The 20,088-nt window shown below is 35.7% G+C and carries 17 protein-coding genes; all 17 read right to left on the reverse strand.

Features of this window, described 5'->3' with window-relative positions; genetic code table 11:
- Positions 1-3: 3 nt before the first annotated feature.
- Positions 4-582, reverse strand: coding sequence for a PilW family protein (locus BUB90_RS06310; RefSeq protein WP_073284755.1), 579 nt, complete (start codon positions 580-582; stop codon positions 4-6).
- A gap of 24 nt (positions 583-606) precedes the next feature.
- A complete protein-coding gene (locus BUB90_RS06315; protein WP_073284758.1) occupies positions 607-1,164 on the reverse strand; it encodes a type II secretion system protein in 558 nt (185 codons plus the stop codon).
- 11 nt (positions 1,165-1,175) lie between these two features.
- Complete coding sequence (locus tag BUB90_RS06320; RefSeq protein ID WP_073284761.1) at positions 1,176-3,350, reverse strand: pilus assembly PilX N-terminal domain-containing protein; 2,175 nt, start codon at positions 3,348-3,350, stop codon at positions 1,176-1,178.
- Between the two features lie 4 nt (positions 3,351-3,354).
- Entirely contained in the window at positions 3,355-4,635 is a 1,281-nt protein-coding gene (locus BUB90_RS06325) for a type IV pilus modification PilV family protein (RefSeq protein ID WP_073284765.1), read from the reverse strand.
- A gap of 30 nt (positions 4,636-4,665) precedes the next feature.
- The gene (locus tag BUB90_RS06330) at positions 4,666-5,388 is read right to left on the reverse strand and encodes a hypothetical protein (RefSeq protein ID WP_073284770.1); all 723 of its coding nucleotides are present in this window, start codon (positions 5,386-5,388) and stop codon (positions 4,666-4,668) included.
- A 116-nt stretch (positions 5,389-5,504) separates the two neighbouring features.
- Positions 5,505-7,148, reverse strand: a complete 1,644-nt coding sequence (pilM, locus tag BUB90_RS06335; RefSeq protein WP_073284774.1) for a pilus assembly protein PilM — start codon at positions 7,146-7,148, stop codon at positions 5,505-5,507.
- A 31-nt stretch (positions 7,149-7,179) separates the two neighbouring features.
- The gene (locus BUB90_RS06340; RefSeq protein ID WP_073284777.1) at positions 7,180-7,932 is read right to left on the reverse strand and encodes a prepilin peptidase; all 753 of its coding nucleotides are present in this window, start codon (positions 7,930-7,932) and stop codon (positions 7,180-7,182) included.
- A 36-nt stretch (positions 7,933-7,968) separates the two neighbouring features.
- Positions 7,969-8,457, reverse strand: coding sequence for a type II secretion system protein (locus tag BUB90_RS06345; RefSeq protein WP_073284782.1), 489 nt, complete (start codon positions 8,455-8,457; stop codon positions 7,969-7,971).
- Positions 8,458-8,582: 125 nt separating this feature from the next.
- The gene (locus BUB90_RS06350) at positions 8,583-9,797 is read right to left on the reverse strand and encodes a type II secretion system F family protein (protein ID WP_073284785.1); all 1,215 of its coding nucleotides are present in this window, start codon (positions 9,795-9,797) and stop codon (positions 8,583-8,585) included.
- Complete coding sequence (locus BUB90_RS06355) at positions 9,797-10,849, reverse strand: type IV pilus twitching motility protein PilT (RefSeq protein WP_139241709.1); 1,053 nt, start codon at positions 10,847-10,849, stop codon at positions 9,797-9,799. The genes BUB90_RS06350 and BUB90_RS06355 overlap by 1 nt, the downstream gene beginning before the upstream one ends.
- Positions 10,850-10,894: 45 nt before the next feature.
- On the reverse strand, positions 10,895-12,598 hold the full coding sequence (locus tag BUB90_RS06360) for a GspE/PulE family protein (protein WP_073284788.1): 1,704 nt from the start codon (positions 12,596-12,598) through the stop codon (positions 10,895-10,897).
- A 516-nt stretch (positions 12,599-13,114) separates the two neighbouring features.
- Positions 13,115-15,151 carry an ATP-dependent DNA helicase RecG gene (recG, locus tag BUB90_RS06365; protein WP_073284791.1) on the reverse strand — a complete coding sequence of 679 codons (2,037 nt, stop codon included), beginning with the start codon at positions 15,149-15,151 and terminating at the stop codon, positions 13,115-13,117.
- Positions 15,152-15,605: 454 nt separating this feature from the next.
- A complete protein-coding gene (locus BUB90_RS06370; protein ID WP_073284794.1) occupies positions 15,606-17,267 on the reverse strand; it encodes a DAK2 domain-containing protein in 1,662 nt (553 codons plus the stop codon).
- A gap of 44 nt (positions 17,268-17,311) precedes the next feature.
- Positions 17,312-17,668, reverse strand: coding sequence for an Asp23/Gls24 family envelope stress response protein (locus BUB90_RS06375; protein ID WP_073284796.1), 357 nt, complete (start codon positions 17,666-17,668; stop codon positions 17,312-17,314).
- A gap of 666 nt (positions 17,669-18,334) precedes the next feature.
- A complete protein-coding gene (gene rpmB, locus BUB90_RS06380) occupies positions 18,335-18,520 on the reverse strand; it encodes a 50S ribosomal protein L28 (protein ID WP_073284799.1) in 186 nt (61 codons plus the stop codon).
- A gap of 136 nt (positions 18,521-18,656) precedes the next feature.
- Positions 18,657-19,049, reverse strand: coding sequence for a GerW family sporulation protein (locus BUB90_RS06385; RefSeq protein WP_073284802.1), 393 nt, complete (start codon positions 19,047-19,049; stop codon positions 18,657-18,659).
- Positions 19,049-20,083 (reverse strand): DUF2953 domain-containing protein, encoded by a 1,035-nt coding sequence (locus BUB90_RS06390; protein WP_073284806.1) that lies wholly within the window; start codon positions 20,081-20,083, stop codon positions 19,049-19,051. The genes BUB90_RS06385 and BUB90_RS06390 overlap by 1 nt, the downstream gene beginning before the upstream one ends.
- Positions 20,084-20,088 lie beyond the last annotated feature (5 nt).

Raw genomic sequence — 20,088 nt, forward strand, 5'->3', positions numbered from 1 at the left:
CCATCATTCCTGCTGGTTCCTAAACTTAATTTGCTTGGTCATCTCATAATGGTCATCACGAATATGAAAACTAATTGTTATGGATATTGCTTGTTTATCTACTGATTGATCAATTAACATTGAATTGATATATTCTGCCATTAGATTGGCTTCATCTGTAACACTGTTACAAAGATTTGTTATTTCGCTTTCTGTACCTGCGAAGGTAAAAGTATCATCATTTTTAATAAAATAGAGCTTTCCTCTTTCTTTCATCCATATGATACAATAACTTACTTTTGTATCAATCTCTTCCGTTGCTTGGCTGAACATTACAGCAACTTCATTAGCTAGCCCGTGGTTTTTATAACTAACCTTGAACTTATTCGCAGAGAGGAGCATATCATTCAACTGATTCATTGTTGTTTGTGCTTCCTGTTGTAAATCAATCTCCAAGCTGGATTCCTTATACAGATTCGAACTAGTACTCATAAATGTACAGATAGCAAATATCAGAAAAGATAGTATAGCAACCGTAGCTACTACTTCTACTAGACTAAATCCCCTCTCATCTATCAATCCTACCTCTTCCATTTCAATCATACAGATAAATCCCCCAATTACTAATTAATATATCTGTTTCGAATAATGTTTCCCAGTTTCTTTCACCAGATATATTCGAAACTTAATCCCTTCTGTTACAATCTCTATCGTTTGGTACAAATTCACTCCTACCGATATAAACGCTCCAGAACTTCTATGAAACGAGATAACAATTCGACTATTATCCGTATGACTAACCTTGGTAGCACCACTACTTGTAGTCCCCGTGATATGAATCTTGGAATTTCCTATTTTTTCACCATCACTTGCAGTACATAACCTATCTTTATCATCAGAAATGGCCATATAATAGTTATCGTCAGCGGCTTGGTATATAATCAAATATTCCTGTGTCTTGCTGCTCATAACACTAAGTCTGAGCTGACTCATCTTTTTCTCTATATTCTCACTACATCTCTCTACATCTGCATACTTTGTTGTTGATAGCCGAAACGTTGTCACTGCTACAAGAAGAACAAGTATTATTATAGTAACTAGTATCTCTACAAGACTAAATCCTCTATTGTTAGAATTGCTTTGTACCTTATTACACTCCTCATAATTCCTTATTAAATTCCTCATAGCAGCCTCCATTAATTCTTACGCCAATTCTGGTACGATATTAGATTCGATATATCAATACTCTGCGTTACTGAACCACTTACAGTACCTCCTCCAGTTGCTCCTCCAGTCACTATATCATAGAAATATTGGTTAATATCTTCGTTACATCTATTCCATATGTCATTCACAATCGTAGAATCCGAATAAATACTAGCATTCGAAGATACTGTAATGTTACCACCCGCAATTATCAGACCAGTAAAATTGGCATTGATTTTAACATCCCCTGTAGCTACTAATATCCCTCTTGTTGGTGTGTTTACCAAAACAGCGGTACCTTTTTCTTCCCCTGCAGCAGCATATTTCCCTTTGCCGTTATAGATAATTCGAATCGAATACGTATCCAATGGATCAGGTGTATATACGTTTCTTCCAATGATACCCCCCGCTTTTTCCTTAATCTTTGCCATATTAACAAAGCTATTCGCAAGAGAATTCACATCAAGATATGGTTTATTATCATCGGTCTCAGTTAGCCTTCTTGTCATCCATAGGTATTTACTTGATGTAGATGACTCGATACTGTTTAAGTAAGACTTGTTAACCCTAGTATCTAATATCTCAGTCTTATCGGTGGTGCCTTTAATTCTTGTTGCTATCCCACTACTTTGGATAACTCCATAGACAAAATCCATCTTTTTAACAGGGAACGTCAATCGAATATCATCTAACCTATTCGGATGTACCTCCTTATACTTAATCATATAGTCATATGCCTTTTGTTCATCCTTAAAAGATAGATAATAATACACCACGTTCAATCCACCAGACAACTTATAAAACACCTTACGATATCCAACATCTCCGTCTGCGTTTGGAGTCATATCCACATAGTCAGCGAGCTTAATGGTAGTATCTTTTGTTATATCAACACTCACCCCTTTCGTATATTCACTCCACAAAACCGGGTTATGCCCTGCACTAATACAAGATTCCGGTACTAGATAAGCAATTTGATTTCCCTTCATAGCAATAGAATCACCCGTCATAATATAAGAATTCGGTTTAATGTTTCCTGTCGCATCGTATGTTGGAACTTCAATCGAGGCGTTTCCAGCAACAATGAGGTTAGATACTCCACTTAGATCTAACGTAGAATCTTTTCCATTTACGACAATTGCGCTTCCATTATTCGAGTCTATTAATTGATTGGTACCATATCCTGTATAGTTACCATGTAATTTCACACTACTTTTCTTAGCGTTCAAAATCAAATCATTTAAAATATAGCAATTGCCTTTAATATCGATAGCCGTATCGTTAGTCGCTTCTATTCCATTGGATAATTCACACTTAATATTCTTTGCCCATATACGATTGGTTCCCGTTCCATTAATGTAGAGTCTTGCTTTATCCTTAACTACAATATCTCCACGGGTAACAACCTCGTTTGCCAAGATACTAACCATCGTACCATAATTAGCTGTGGAGATTCCGTGTTCTCCTGCATAGATGTTTCCAACAATATTCGTTAAAGATGTTGTATAACTATCTCCTATCTCTAACCCTTTATCTGCAATTATAGAATAACCGCTTATTGCATAATTTTCTTCGGAGGAATCTACATTATCAAACATAATATCTTCTGGATATGCAATCTTAATATCCGTCTGGATTACTGTCTCATAACCCTGCTCCTGATAGGTTACATATACATTATGAATAATCGCGTAGGTATCATAAAACAATGCATTTGGTTGTACAGTTCCCGGTTCATTAATGGTCACTCCAACCTTTGTATCTGTATCATATTTCGGAGTTTGTTTAACATAATCAACTAATAGATTCCTTAGTTTCTCGGAGGATAAGGTAGCATCCGACACATCTGTCAATTTTGTCCACATATTATACCTAAGATATTCTTTAAACTTATCAATTCTTTGTGTCGGATGAATCGAACTGTACTTCTCAAGAACTTCTGTATAGGCCGCTTTAATCTGCGTTGTTGTAAGTTCTTCTAATCCAACTACTATTTCATCTAATGCTGTTTCCGCTGAGTAGAAATTCTCCTTTGATTTACTGTCTACGCTTTTCATCTCAAGGTTCATCATACTAACCGACAATATTGCTAATCCTAAGGTTGTTATTAAGAACATTGTAATAAGGATTAGGATAAGCGCAGAGCCTCTATTCTTAATATTCATTATCCTATTCCCCCTTTGTTGATAATAATTCAGAATATTTCTTACCAGTACGAATCCCAGAATCTGTTTGATATACTTCTACCTTTACTTCAAATAAACGATCAACAGGATCCTCACTAGATACTAGTTCTGTGTCAATTACTTTCGAACCCTCAAGCAAAGTAATTGATGCATTCGATGCTAATTTCCAAGTATTTGCTGGGTCATTACATTTCACTTTCACTACACCTGTCAATTGATCTACGATATTTAATTCCGCTTCATTTATAGAGCTATTCTTAATCACCACCACATCCTCTGGAAAATCAGATCTATTATAGAATAGATAAATCTGTTCTAAGGGATTTGTCCCATCCGATGTCTTGAATGTCTTTGAAAATACTTGATATTCAGTATGTAAACCTGATACATCTCCTGTTACCTTATCAGTGCCAGGAATTGAATACGAAATCTTACTTGTTAAGTTCACCACAGAAGTATCATAACTTCCATCTAACTTTATTCCATTGGTCGCTACGATACTTGTTTCTTTGGTAATAAAGCCCTTAATCTGGTTATAAGAATACGGATAATAAGAAGGTAGAGGATTTGCAACTACATTAGCCGGTAATCCATTCGCTACTCGATCTGCATTCATGGCATCCGCTACTGCTTGGTTTTGCATCGTAAGGTAATCTAGATATGCCATATGAAGATTATAAAAATACGTGATAATCATATTATCCATATTCGTACTAGTGTCCTTTGAATAAATCGTTTCACCACTTGCATCAACATATGAATTCCAGCTAGCAGAATAGGCTTCTGGGTCAATTACCGCTATCTTATCACCAGTAAGATTTGTGATCTTTGGCATCTGATACTTATTCTGTACGGCGTCTGATAGTGTCTTATACAAAGCAGAATTAAGGGTTATATATACATCATATTCACCAATCCCATCTTTTACTCGCTTAATACAATACTCATATCTCCCATTAACCGAATCCTCACTTTTAACCTCCGCAAAACTATTCGTTATATCATATGGTGCATTCAAATTGAGCCCGATCAAATTCGAACTACCAAACAAGATTTTTAGTTGACTAAGATTCTGACCTTTTACAGTCTCCATAATATTCTGTGCAAGAGTTGTAGTCCTTTGGATTTCTTTCGCTTTTTCATTTGTTTTTCCTGCTACAAAAAAACTATTTAAAAGTGGAACAGAGATAATTGCCAATATAGCAACGCATACAAGCAGTTCAACCAAAGTAAAACCTTTGTTCTCTTCTTTCTCTTTGCACATAAACAACTACACTCCTTTCAAAAACCTTAACTAATGAATAGTACCAAATATGTTATCTTTACCAAAGTTTGTTATACCAGTATTCGGTTCCTCATATTCATTGGTTGCTTCCTCTAATGTATAGATATTCATTGTAAGTTCACCAATTAATTCACCCGTATCTCCATCAAACACAACAGATATGGATTGTATTGCTCGCATATACTGATATTCATTAATATAGGTAGCCATCTTTTTCAACTCTTCGTAACTACATTTGAATTTCATATCAACTGCATAATTATATCCGGTTTGCACAAACTGAGCTTCTGATGAACCCGTTGAGGTATCACCTGTTGTATTGTCTGTATTCTCTGCGTTTGTTTGGCCTTGGTCCAATACTAGATTTGTAATCAAGGCTTTATCATAGAGATTTATCTCATAAATCTCTACTCCTAGATTCTTTTCCATATTTCTAATAAACATAATATTAGATTCCGGTGTTTCTTCCTTAACAAATTCCGCCCGAATTGCCTCCATCTTTTCATTACATTCTGTTATTCCATTGGTATACATTGACTTATTAATGTTCATCAATTCCAAAGATGCAACACGGTCCTCTAGATCTGTAATCTTTTGATTATTAGCAGTAGCTCTATTCGTTAATACAACATATCCAAATTGATATGCCACAAACAAAAGTACAAATGCTAGTAATATTAAGAGCAATTTCTTCTCTTTCATAGAAATATCTATTTGCATTTTTTTCTTCATACTATCTTAAACGCCCCTCTCCATATCTGGTGATTTAGTACATCTACTCCCATTCAATATCACAAGTTAGCTTGGTTTCAGCATTAATGAAGTGTGAACATCTTATTGTTCGCACTTTATTCTTCTACTTGTGTAGTAGCATACGTACACGTTAATGTGGTATTCAATTTAACAATTCCATTATCATCTTTATTCTCCACAATAACTCCCACTAGTATAGAATTGATTTCCGGGAATTTCTTTATCTCCATTACAAACTGTGCAATCTCTTCTTTACTATTGGCAACAACACCGAATGCCAAACCTTCACTCCCTGATGACATAGATGTAATCTCCACATTCTTAGGCATTGATTTTTGCATCTCTTCTAAAACCGTTACTAAAGAACTGTTCTTAGTAGGCAAAGACTGGTATAGTGCATCTAGTGCATTATATTGTTGCGTAGCTAATATATACTTTGAGTTCAATATCTCTATCTCAGATAATTGCTCTTCTTTTACTCTAAGCGCTTCTAATTCACTCTTCGAGCTGCTATATTGAATAAAACTTACTGCAACAAATATAACAGAGGCAATTGCTGCGAATAACACAACCACTATACTTGTCTGCATACTTCTTCGCTCTTTCTCAGCCTGCACATCTTCTGGTACAAAATCCAAAGGTTTCATTGCGGCACCAATACTTGAAACATATGCACTTTCGTCAAATTCTCCCTGAATCTCAGTAAAGTTTACTCCTATTAGATGATCAATCCTTTTAACATCAATTCCTGTTTCATTGCTTATTAATTTGTGAATACCTCTTATCTTAGCTCCAATACCCGTAATATAGATCGTATTGATTTTCTTCTCTTTAAACTTTGATAAACAATATTCCTGTACACGGATTACATTACTGATAAGATAGCTTATTGTACTCGTTGCTTCTTCCTTAGCATGCAATTCTTGCATCTGCTTGTTATATAGAACTTCCGATCCCTCATAGGTTGCCGCTGCCTCTGACATATGAATCGATTGGTTTAATTTCCCGTTCAAGATATGTTCTTTTTGTAATAAATCAAGTGCTTCTAAGGATGTCGATGCAGCATAACTACTACTATTAATAATTGAATCAATTAGATTCTCAATTCCATATGGAATTGTTCTTTGTAATAATAAAATACTGTCTTCAAGTATGTAGATAATCGAACTCTGTTCATTCATCTGCAATACCATCTGTACACCAGCTGCGGTTTGTTTCTTCACAATCTGAAATGTACTATTACCTATATAGTCAATCGCCACAATAGTAAGACTCATCATCTCTGCAACATTATAATAATTCTTAATCAAATTATTAGGGGCTGCCAAAACCAACAATCGAATATGACGGTCTTCTGGCGCTGTCTTCTTATCTAACACATTATACGTTACCGTATAATCCTCCAAATTCATCGGGAAATATTCTGTAAGATTTGCTTGCACAACATCTCTAATACGATTATCTTTCACACAAGGAATCGTTACTTCCCTACTTGTAATCTTCGTAGATGCTACGGTGAATACGACATGCGTAGAACGCATCCCAGCATTCTGAATTTCCGTTCTTAAGCAATCTACAAATCGATCTTTGTCTCTTATATACCCATCCTCTACGGTATTATCTGGTGTAGCAAAGGTTATACATCGATATACCTTTGGTGACTTACTATGATAGTCAATCTCACACACTTTAGTCAGTGTGATACCTATCTCAATACTTAATACCTTCTTTACCGCCATACATCTTCCTCCATCCAATGGATTTCGTTTTTTACCTCATCAAATACTCCATATATCTATGTATTAACTCTTCCCCATAAAGAGCAGAAAACAAAATCCCGATTGCTAGATAAGGCCCAAATGCTAGTTGGTGCCCTACCTTTGAAACTTTCATACGTATACTATGAATCACTGCTCCTAACAAACAAGCAATCCACAACGCTAAAATACTTGGCCAAACTCCAAGGAATGCACCTGCTCCAATCATCAATTTGATATCTCCATCTCCAATTCCTCTTTTCTTGGTCAAGAGATACAGAGCAAACAAGAAACCACTTACACCTATCATCCCCCATAAATGATTACTCACATTCTTATAGTCAAAGCAAGTATATACCAATCCAATTATCAGAACACATATATTAATTCCAATGGGAATATAATAGGTCCTAAAATCAATAACACTCAACACAAGTAATATAGAACACAATAAACACAACAGAATTCCATATGGTGTAATACCTACTCTGTGTATGATAATTACATACAGTACTCCGTTAAGCGCCTCCATCAATGGGTATTGTATGGATAATTTCGTGCCACAGCTTCTGCATCTTCCTCTTTGAAGTAGATAACTGAATACGGGAATTAATTCATACCACCTAAGTGTATGTCCACAGGTCATACAATGCGAACGCTCCTTCACAATGTCTTCTTCTTTTGGAATTCGATAAATGCATACATTGAGAAAGCTCCCAATGACGATTCCATATAGAAATATTACTATGTATTTGGATATTTGCATTGGGAGCTCCTCCTTATAGTTAGTTTTTTGAATTTATTATGGTGTTGCTATTTGTTTCATTGCTTTAACTGTTACTGCTCCTATAGCGTCTTTAGTAGCATCAACTGCTATATTAATTTCAAACGCATTCATATCCGTTTCTTTCGGAAGTGGATACGATCCTCCTAGAATTTCCTCTAATTCAACCATTAACTTACTATCTTTATTAGTATTGGTATACGAAAAATTTGCTTTAGCAGATCCATTTACGACAATTTTAATACTACCTGACCCTTCTGCTACTTCAGCATAGACATCCTCATTTGCTAACGCTGTATTAACTGCCGTTTTATACGCTGAGATATTTGTGGCATCAACCGATTTTCTAGACTGTCCAATATACTTCATTACCTGTGGTGCAATAACAATTGCCAAAATCGCCATAATAGCAATAACAACAATTAACTCTACGAGCGAAAAACCTTTGTTCTTCCCCTCCTTTTTCTTCATTTCTTGATTGCATACTTCCATAATTTCTGTTTTCATTTACCTCTCTCCTTTTAATTCATTCTATTGCAACTAAGTGATTCTGTAACGTTCTATACCAAACTCCCCCATATAGCTGTCACAAAATCAATTAGATGTTGCCCCATATATCAGGTAGTAACAATTTACAGATTGTCTACACCCTTATACATCGTTACCATTGGTAACATAATAGAGATTACTAGGAACCCTACTATTACAGCTAAAACTACTATAATCAATGGTTCAATTACAGCTGTTAAAGATTCTGTTGCCATTTCTACTTCCTCTTCAAAGTAATCTGCCACGCAATCTAGCATATCTTCTAAGTTTCCGGTTTCCTCACCGATATTGACCATCTGATAAATCATAGCAGGAAATATTCCACTTTCCTTTAATGGTAGAGATAACGGAATACCTCTAGCGACCTCTTCTCTTGCGTTCATTAATACTTGTTTGATTACCACATTATCCATTGTTCTTGCCGTAATCTCAATAGCATCAATCAAAGATATACCAGACCTTAATAAGGTACTGAGTGTTCTAGCAAGTCTAGCGCATGCATTCTTCTTTATCAGCTTTCCAAACAGTGGTATTCTCAGCGACATATTTGCTAAGATAATTTTCCCATTTGGCATAGCAGCGAAACCTCTAAATGCTGCTATAATTGCTGCAATTACTAGAACTACTACATACCATTTATGTTGCATAAAATCACTCATGGCTATAACCATTCGTGTTGGTAATGGCATTTCAACATTCATCTGTGAAAACATGGTTAGGAATTTCGGAATTACATACGATAGCATTATGATAATAACCACGACTGCTACACAGGCTACAACAATCGGATAAATCATGGCCTTCTTCATCATAGATTTTAATTTAGCATCTTTTTCAAAATGAATCGCGATTCTTTCCAATGAACCCTCTAAACTTCCTGACGTTTCTCCCGCTTCCACCATATTAATTAAAATTGGTGGAAATATCTTTCCTTGCCTCCTCATTCCATCCGCTAATGTTTCTCCACGTTCCACATCGTTTCTAACTTCTGCAATGGCTTTCTTAAATACCTTTTTTTCTGTTTGCTCTTCTAACATATGTAAAGCGACTGTAATCGAAACCCCAGCTGACAAGACACTGCCAAACTGCCTGCAAAATGCACTCAAATCTCTTGGCTTAACTGGATTACCAATACTAATATTAATATCCCGTGTTAATAGATTCTGTGGAATAATTGATATGGGTATATAGCCAGCTGCACGAAGGGAGACATTTACTTTATCCTCATTCGTTGCTTCCATTGCTCCTTTTTGCTCTTTTCCTCTACTATCAATTGCAATATACGAAAAACTAGCCATTAAAACAACCTCCTCTCTAACGCCACTCGATCTTGTGCAAATATAAGTGCTTCATCCACACTTATTTCTCGCTTGGTACACAACTCAAAGAGATGATCATCCATTGTTTGCATTCCAATTTTTTTACTTGTCTGTAAGACAGACGTAATTTGATACGTCTTTGATTCTCGAATTAAGTTCTTAACAGCGTTCGTAGCATGCATAACTTCAAAAGCTGCAATTCTTCCTTTTCCATTTTCTTTTGGTATAAGCTGTTGTGATATAACGGATTCAAGTACTGTTGCCAATTGAACTCTCACTTGCTGTTGTTGAAAAGGTGGAAAAACATCAATAATACGATCAATTGTGCTAGCTGCGCCAATTGTATGTAGTGTGGAGAATACCAAATGTCCTGTTTCAGCTGCTGTTATTGCAATGGAAATCGTATCTAGATCTCTCATCTCACCTACAAGGATAACATCAGGATCTTCTCGCAAAGCAGCTCGTAAGGCATTGGCATAACTATTCGTATCCAAACCAACTTCTCTTTGATTCACAATTGATTTCTTATGAGAATGCAAATACTCTATTGGATCCTCTAGTGTGATAATATGTTGACTATAATTACTGTTAATTAAATCAATCAGCGATGCCAGGGATGTAGACTTGCCACTTCCAGTAGGTCCTGTAACAAGGACTAACCCTCTTTTTTTCTGTGCCAAATCCATTACCGATTCTGGTATTCCAAGTGACTCAGGTGTAGGGATTTTTGTTCCTACCAACCGAAGTACTGCTGCATAGGATCCACGTTGTTTGAAAACATTAACACGATATCTCCCTAAGTTAGGTATGGAGTAAGAAAAATCAACTTCCCCCTCCTCTGTCAACCTGCTTTCTAACCGTTGATTTAACATAGGTCTTATAATCGCATCGGTATCTGTTGGAGCCAACTTCGGTAGTTCTAGGTCAACTAATCTACCATTTACACGACATTTTGGTGATATACCCACCGTAATATGCAAATCAGATGCACCTAACTCTTTTGCAGTAAATAACAAATCATCTATTGTCATAATAACAAACATGCCCCTTTCCAAAGTCTTCTCTATTGCACGCTACTACACCTTTGCAATAATCTTCATCAGCTCTGCTACTGATGTAATTCCTTCCAAGACATGCTTCACTCCTGCCTTATGTAAAGTAACCAATCCCTCTTTTTCTGCTGTCTTTTTGATTGCTTCCGCACTTGCTTTATGACTAACACACTCCTTAACAGCTGTTGTTATTGGCATAATTTCATAAACACCGATTCTTCCTATATACCCTGTGTCATTACACATATGGCACCCACACGGTACATACACCGTAACTTCTTCCTCTACATCGATTCCAAGAATCTGTTTTTCAAATGGGTCTGCTAGTCTCCCTTGTTTACAATATGAGCATAACCTTCTTACTAATCGTTGCGCAATTACTCCAACCACAGAATCCGCAATCAAATATGGTTCAATCCCCATATCAACAAGTCTTATAATACTGCTTGCTGCATCATTCGTATGTAACGTACTAACCACAAGATGCCCTGTTATAGATGCTTTAACCGCGATTTCCGCCGTTTCGCTATCTCTCATCTCTCCAATCATTATGATATCAGGGTCCTGTCTTAAGATAGATCTAAGAGCAGATGCAAACGTTAAGTCTGCTTTCGTATTAACTTGTACTTGATTAACACCATCAACATTTGCCTCTACCGGATCTTCAACTGTTATTATATTAACATCTTCTTTGTTTAACTCACTTAATGCGGTATAGAGTGTCGTTGATTTACCACTTCCGGTAGGACCAGTTACCAATATAATCCCGTAGGGATTTGATAATATACGATTAAACTTGTCCATTTCATCGCTTGAGAACCCCAATTCCAATTTACTCTTTGTTAGTCCATGTTTTGCGGTTAATCTCATAACAACTTTCTCACCATACACAGTAGGTAGAATAGATACACGAATATCATATTCTTGTTTATCAATAATACTTGTGATTCTACCATCTTGTGGTTTTCTCTTCTCTGATATATCCATCTCACCGATAACTTTAATTCTAGCTACTAACGCAGATAGCAAGGAATAATCGTATTTCATAACCTCAGTTAAAACACCATCGACGCGGTAACGTACTCTGATACTTTCTTTCAAAGGTTCAATATGTATGTCGCTTGCTCGTTGTCTAACTGCTTGTTCGATTATTTTCTTAATCAATAAAACTATGGGAGAGTTTTTGACATCCTCTTTATCTTCTTCCTTACCTTCTAGGTTCGGATACAGATTCTCTCTCTCTTTGCTATACCGTTCAGCAACCGCCATCGCCTCTGCATTACCATAATATTTCTCAATTGCTGTTATAATCTCCGTTGGTGTCGCAACCACTGCTTCAATTTGATAATTAGTTACAATTGCCAAATCATCAATTGCTACAATATCTAACGGATCTGACATCGCTACTCGCAATACATTCGGATAATTTTCTTTAAATTCATAAGGCATCATACTGTATTTACGTAAAATATTCTCATTTGACAATCGTATAATAGATTCCTCAATACGAATTCGGCTCAAATTCACAACATCTAGTCCTAACTGTGTATGTAACGCTTCAACAATATCTTGTTCGGATATCATATTCATATCCACCAACGTTTCACCAAGTTTCTTTCGCGTCAGCTTCTGTTTAGCTAAAGCCACCACTAATTGATCTTGTGTAATACAATTAGATGCAATTAATAAATCCCCAAGTCTTTTTCTTTTCTTACTGTAAAATTCCATAATAACCTGTTTATCCTTCCCATTTTAGCCATTATTTCCTTTTATATCTCATTCATTTCCACCAATTATAACATCCAAAGTTAGCTTTTACAAACATTTATGGTAATTATTTACTTGTAACATTTTAAGTTATCGTGTCAATTGTGCACGTTTTCTATAGAATATCGTCATATATCTGCATAATATGTATAAAAAACACAACCGATTATAGGCCATTTGCAGTGTTTTATTTCGTATTTTTTCGTTAATCTTAAATATGTAGTATTTTGATTAACCCTTTTTCCTTCACACCTTTTTCAACCATATAAGCATATGCAATGTTTCATTCCATTTATTCCTATTATTTAGTATCATTTTAATCTAATATAGGGTTTTAGATATTAATAATCCATTTAAATATTTACTAAACTCTATAAACTAATAAAGCTTGCCTTCCTAACCTAAGGGCAAAAATAAAACGAAACATACTTGTTAAGCAACACAAATACGTTTCGTTTCTACTTAATTATTCTATTATTATAGCGTAGTACCTATATACCCTTCTAATTGATGTTTTAAACGCTCATTCTTACTACACAGCTTTTGAATCTCTGAGATGGACATATTCTTAGCTGCTTCATTAGCAGCCTTTAGTACTTTAGCATCATTATAAATATCTCCTAACTTGAACTCCATGTCACCACTTTGGCGAATACCGAACAAGTCACCAGGCCCTCTAAGTTTTAAGTCTTCACCAGCTATATAGAACCCATCATTGGAAGTATTCAATATCTCTAATCGTTTCTTAGTTTCCTTGCTTCTTGAACCACTAACCAGTATGCAATAAGATTGATGATCACCACGACCAACACGTCCTCTTAGCTGATGTAATTGAGCCAATCCAAACCGTTCTGCATTCTCTATCATCATAACGGTCGCATTCGGTACATTAACTCCTACTTCAATAACAGTTGTTGATACTAGTACTTGAATCTCATTTTTCGCAAACTGTTCCATGATTTCATTCTTTTCTTTTGGTTTCATCTTACCATGCAAATATTCTGTACGAATAAATGGTGGTAGGGCTTCGCGAACTTTCTGCGTATACTCTATAACATTCTCAGCTTCCATTGATTCACTCTCTTCTACCATTGGACAAATAATATAAGCTTGTCTTCCCTCTTGAATCTGATTTTCTATAAAACGGTACGCAGTGCTATGATAATCGGTATTAACAACACAATTCTTAATAGGAAGACGATTTGCTGGTAATTCATCGACTACCGATATATCCAAATCACCGTATAAGATAATTGCAAGTGTTCTTGGTATTGGAGTTGCACTCATTACCAACACGTGAGGATTCTCACTCTTTGTAGATAGTATTTCACGTTGCTTTACTCCAAAACGGTGTTGTTCATCAGTAATAACAAGACCAAGATCTGCATATTCAACCTTTTCTTGAATTAAGGCATGCGTTCCGATTACAACCGAAACTTCTTTGTTCTTAATCTTCTCATATGCCAAACGTTTTTCTTTGGCGGTCATAGAGCCAGTTAATAAGAGGCAGGAAATATCGAACGGTTCATATAATTTACTCAACGATTCAAAATGTTGCTTTGCTAATACTTCTGTTGGTACCATTAACGTCCCTTGATATCCATTCTCCGCATTCATAGCTAGGGCTAGGGCAGCTAATACGGTTTTACCAGAACCTACATCACCTTGCACCAAGCGATTCATAATTACGCCATCACACATATCTTTCATTATCTCATTCCAGGCTCTCTTCTGTGCATTGGTTAATTCATATGGTAATCCCTCTATCAGTGCATCGCTTATGCTCCCACGATCATAAGGGTTTTTACGTATCTTCTTACTCTTCTCTTCCTTCATATATGTCAACGCTAATGTAAACAAGAAAAACTCATTAAACACGATCCTCTTACGTGCTCGTAACATCTCCTCTTTATCCTTAGGAAAATGTATCTGCTTCACGGCAAACCGATACTCTACTAAGTCATTCTCCTTACGAATGGTACTAGGTAGAAAATCCCCAGTTAGGTCAATCTCCTCTATGATTGCTTTCACCGTTTTACTAAGCAAATTATTGGTTACTCCATTGGTTAATGGATAGATTGGCTGTAACACATCTTTCTTATTATAATACTCCTCTTTTGATAGAATCTTAGGTTGTTCTATTACAAGCATACCATTTTTTCTTGAAGCTTTTCCCCTGAAGATATAATAACTTCCTGATTTCAAGGTATTCTTAATGTATGGCATATTAAACCATGTTAAGCCGATACTTCCTGTTGCATCTTTCACTCGACAGGATGCAATTGTCAGATGACGAACTTTCTTCGTTTCGATATTCATATACATATAGCCAACGAATACTGCCATTTCACCTTCTTCAATTTCATTTATGTTCATAAGTCTACCATATATGTCATAGGCTCTTGGGTAATGTTCTAACATATCCTGAACCGTATATATTCCTAATTTGTTAAGACCTTTTTCCGTCTTTTCACCAATTCCTTTTACTACACTAATAGCATCTGTTAATTGCATAGCGAGCCCCCTATCTATAAGGTTTTACTAAAAATCACTCTTTGTAATTCATGACAACAGACAGTGACAGATTGTTCTTTCTAATGTTTGACTGCGGCCTAAAACTATTTAAGGCATAGTTCCATGTAGTATGATTTTATCATAGTTAATGCGATTATACAAGAACGTATATTCGAAGATAGTTCCTGTCCTAGCGTCTTGAGCTTACACCGCACACGGGCTGTCCCCCTATGTTTTCTCTCTCTGTCCAGCAGCTTTGAGCTAACGCTCAATCTGCACATGGGCTGTCCCCCCTATGTTTTCTCTCTCGCTGTCCAGCAGCTTGAGCTTACGCTCAATCTGCACACGGGCTGTCGCCCTATGGAAATAGAAATAAAGATACCCGGAAGCACAAGCAAGCTTGTTCTTCCGGGTATCTTTATTTCTATTTCCGCACTGCTCGTAGCCTTCGCGATCATTCTACAGACAATACATAATAATAGATTGGTTGTCCGCCACTGTGTACCTCTACGTCCACATCTGGATATAATGACATAATAGCTTCTGCTACTTTATTCGCATCTTCTTCATTTACTTCTTCACCATAGTATAAGCTGATTAGTTCTGAGTCTTCATCTACTAGGCTTTTAACTAGATTTACCGTAGTACTATGGATTGCATTACCTACTGTAAGAATTGCGGAATCGCCGATTCCCATGATATCACCTTGGTGAATCTCTTTTCCATCAATTGTAGTATCACGCACTGCATACGTTACTTGTCCTGATTTTACTCTTGACATCTCTTCAATCATGCGTTCCATGTTTTCTTCCGGTGATTTATCATATACAAAGTTAATTACAGCTGTAATTCCTTGTGGAATTGTCTTAGTTGGTATTACAATGATTTCTTTATCCTCTGTTAATTGTTTTGCTTGTTCCGCCGCAAGAATAATATTCTTGTTATTCGGTAGGATAAAGATTGTTTTAGCATTCACTTGTTCAATTGCATTCAACATATCTTCTGTACTAGGATTCATAGTTTGACCACCTTCAATTAAGTAATCAACACCTAATCCCTTAAAGATTTCATTCACACCTTCACCAATTGAAACAGATATAAATCCAACTTCTTTCATTGGTTCATCTTTTTTCTTCTCAGCTGCTTCTGCTTGCATCTTTTCTGCTTCTTTGATTAACTTCTCATGATGTTCTTCACGCATGTTATCAATCTTCATACTAGTTAGGGAACCATACGTTAACGCTCTCTGAATTGCAAGTCCAGGATCGTTCGTATGTACGTGTACCTTAACGATATCATCGTCTGAAACTACTACGATTGAATCCCCAATTGATTCCAAATATCCTTTGAATTCTTTTTCTGTATTTAAAGTATATTCCTTTTCTAACATAACAATAAATTCTGTACAATATCCAAATTTGATATCTACTGGTTCAGAAGAAGTAGAATCCGTGCTCTTAGTTACTGGTTTTGAAGCTTCGATTGTGATATCTACTTCTTTGCCAAGCATTGCATCATAAGCACCTTTTAAAACTTCTAATAAACCTTGTCCGCCCGAATCTACTACACCAGCCTCTTTTAATACAGGAAGCATATCAGGAGTCTTAGCTAATACTGAATCCATATGCTTAATTACTTCATCAGCAAAATAAACCAAGTCTTCTGTCTGTCCTACTAATTCAGCTGCTTTTTCTGCTCCACCACGTGCTACGGTTAAGATGGTACCTTCTTTTGGTTTCATAACAGCTTTATAAGCAGTTTCAACCGCTCTTTCAAAGGCTGCCGCCATGATAGCAACAGTAACCGTTTCATGTTCTTGAATTTCTTTTGTGAATCCACGGAATAACTGTGAAAGAATAACACCTGAATTACCTCTAGCTCCACGTAAAGAACCACTGGAAATTGCTTTCGCTAGTACTGCGATTGTTGGATTCTCAATTGCACTAACTTCTCTTGCAGCTGCCATTATCGTTAATGACATATTCGTACCAGTATCACCGTCTGGAACAGGAAATACGTTTAATTCATTAATATATTCTTTTTTTGCTTCAATGCGTTTTGCTCCTGCTAGAAATAATTTCTGAAGTGTTATCGCATCTAATGTATTCATTACCACTTGTTTGTTCCTCCTTAAATTAACAATAAACCATAAAAGTCTATCTAGTCGAGCACACGTACGCCTTCGACAAATACATTAATCTTCTCAACTTTCATGCCAGTAAATTCTTCTACTTTATATATAACGTTACTGATTAAATTATCTGTAACAGCTGAAATACTTACACCATATGCAACAATAATATGCATATCTATTGTTAGATTATTGTCTTCTACAACGACATTAACTCCATGACTAAGGCTGTCTTTTTTAAGTAAGCGAACAAAACCTTCTTTGACATTCACAGAAGCCATACCAACGATACCAAAGCATTCTACAGCAGCTGAACCAGCATACTTAGCGATTACTTCGTTATCAATCATGATCTCACCCATCTGAGTATTCATATGTCCTTTCATAGTTAACCCTCCAATTCCTAATTCTATGGATCAAACGATTATGTTACCCAGTACAACGCTGGCACGATTGCACATATAGCAATAATATAAATTACCGTTCATTTATGGATCCATATATCTTCTTACTCGATTATTATACCCTTTTTTTATAAAAAAGGAAACAGTTAAATGAAAAAAACGTCTATATACAAATTATATCCACTTTTTGTAATCTCCAAACGAATATTCATAATCCTATTCATTATTTGCAATGATCGCACAGCTTACTATATAGACTTCAAGTATACCACGTTTTCGTTATGCTATTTCGCATATAATTCCACCATTCAAAACCAATAAATTGAGCTATAACAGTCACATCGTACACATAATATACATATGTTAGAATATATATTACTAAATAAGTATCGGGATATATTCCCTGGAGTGAGTGATCAATCATGAAACGAATGTTAGGTTTTATTTTATTTTGGATTGCTATTGGTATGACGCTTATGCTTTTCATAACCAACGGGCTTCTCGCCATTGCTATAATTGTCTTATGCCTCATCCTTGGCTATAATCTCTTTTGCAATTAACCGAGTGTTTTTATCGTTATATAAAAAGAACTGTCTTAGTCTATTTTCATAGCACTTAAGACAGCCTTCTTATTACTTATAATGAAAATTAAGCACGTTCTACTAAACCTGATTTTAAGCAAGAAGTACAAACATACATCTTCTTAGCCGCACCGTTAATATTAACTTTAACAGATTTCACGTTAGTTTTCCACATTTTGTTGCTTCTTCTATGTGAATGACTCACACTGTTTCCAAAATGAGCACCTTTTTCGCAAATAGTACATTTAGCCAAGTTGAGCACCTCCTTAAGGTAATTTACTTCAATTGATTTTTCAATTATCCTGTCACACGACCTACAAACAATAGATATTCTACCATAAATCAAGTACTTTTGCAAGTATTATTTCTTAATTGAATAAAATTCGAGCTTATTCTTCTTCTGTTGCTTCTGTTGCAGCAGTTTCGGTATTTTGTTTCATTTTACCTGATGTAAATTTATTCACAAAGTCAGGTACCATATCTAAGATCTTAGTAACACCATCTTGGTTTTTAACATTAACAAGTCTTGCAGAACCATTTTGGACAACCAACACAGAACTTGGGGTAATTCTTCCCCCCATACCTCCGCCACCGTTGTTTTTCTTCTTATCATCTTGTGAAAATGCACCAGCAGCTACACCGAAACTCACATCAACTAATGGTAAAATTATAGTACCATCTTCTACCTTAACAGCTTCCCCTACTACAGTTTTAGTAGTAAGAAAACTATCCATTCCCTTAAATAATGCTTCTACCGTAGATCCAAAACTATTGTCAGTCATTATAACTCCTCCTTTAATTCTTTCACATTCTTAAGCAACGTTTTAAAGTTATCATTTAAGATAAGTTTTATTCCTATTATAAGTAAAATAAATGCACGTATTCTTCCCTTCGCATCTACCTGACCTTCCAACACTTCTTCCTGGAAATCTGGGATGATCTGTATCTTATCAGCATATATAGGATATGCCATTGATAATGCACCTAATAGATACCCAGTACTACAAGGGTCATCTAGTCCAATTCTAACAACACCCTTAACCTTATATGGAAGGATATGCTTTAACGTTTTCTTCAGACCAGCATATACACGTCCAATTCCTTTTCTATTATCCTCAATTGCAAGGAACTCCTTGATTAGATGAATCTTAGCTTTAATATTTGAAAAAATGTTTCGTATTGCTTGTAGCCCTTCACGTATTTTAATAAATATGTCTTTAATCCGTTGAAATATAGTTTTAATCGGTTTTGTTATCCGAGAGAAAAATCCTTCTCTTTCTTCTTCTGCCTCTTCTATATTCCTAACTATATTAGTATGTTCATTCTGAAGTGGTTTTATTATATCCTTCTTATCCTCTTCTATCTCATCATACACAATATCATTATCTTCAATTGTTTTGTCTTTACTATCTATTTGATCATCAATACCTAGAACTTTATCTGATGCAATTACCTTTTTCGTTTTTTTAACCTTCGTCTTTTTATCCTTATGTTTATTCAATTTAGTTTTCTTAACTTTTTCTTTCTTTACTTTCTTTACCTTAGTTGGTCGATTGCTATCAATTAATGTGAATCCAAAAATCCTTAAGCAATACCAGTATGTCTCCTCTTCGCTATAATACCTAAAACGCAACGAGACAATTCTAAGTAACCAACTCACTCTTGCCTTTACTTGTATCGTATCATACTTTGACGCATATACACGATATCGTACCGGAACAAAGAGTATTATTCCCACTAAGAATAAGAATAAGGCAAGAAGTACCCCCAGTACAATACCAATTATTTTTAATATAATGAATATCACATGAAGCATCTACT

This window comes from Anaerosporobacter mobilis DSM 15930, from assembly GCF_900142955.1.
Classification (GTDB): domain Bacteria; phylum Bacillota; class Clostridia; order Lachnospirales; family Lachnospiraceae; genus Anaerosporobacter; species Anaerosporobacter mobilis.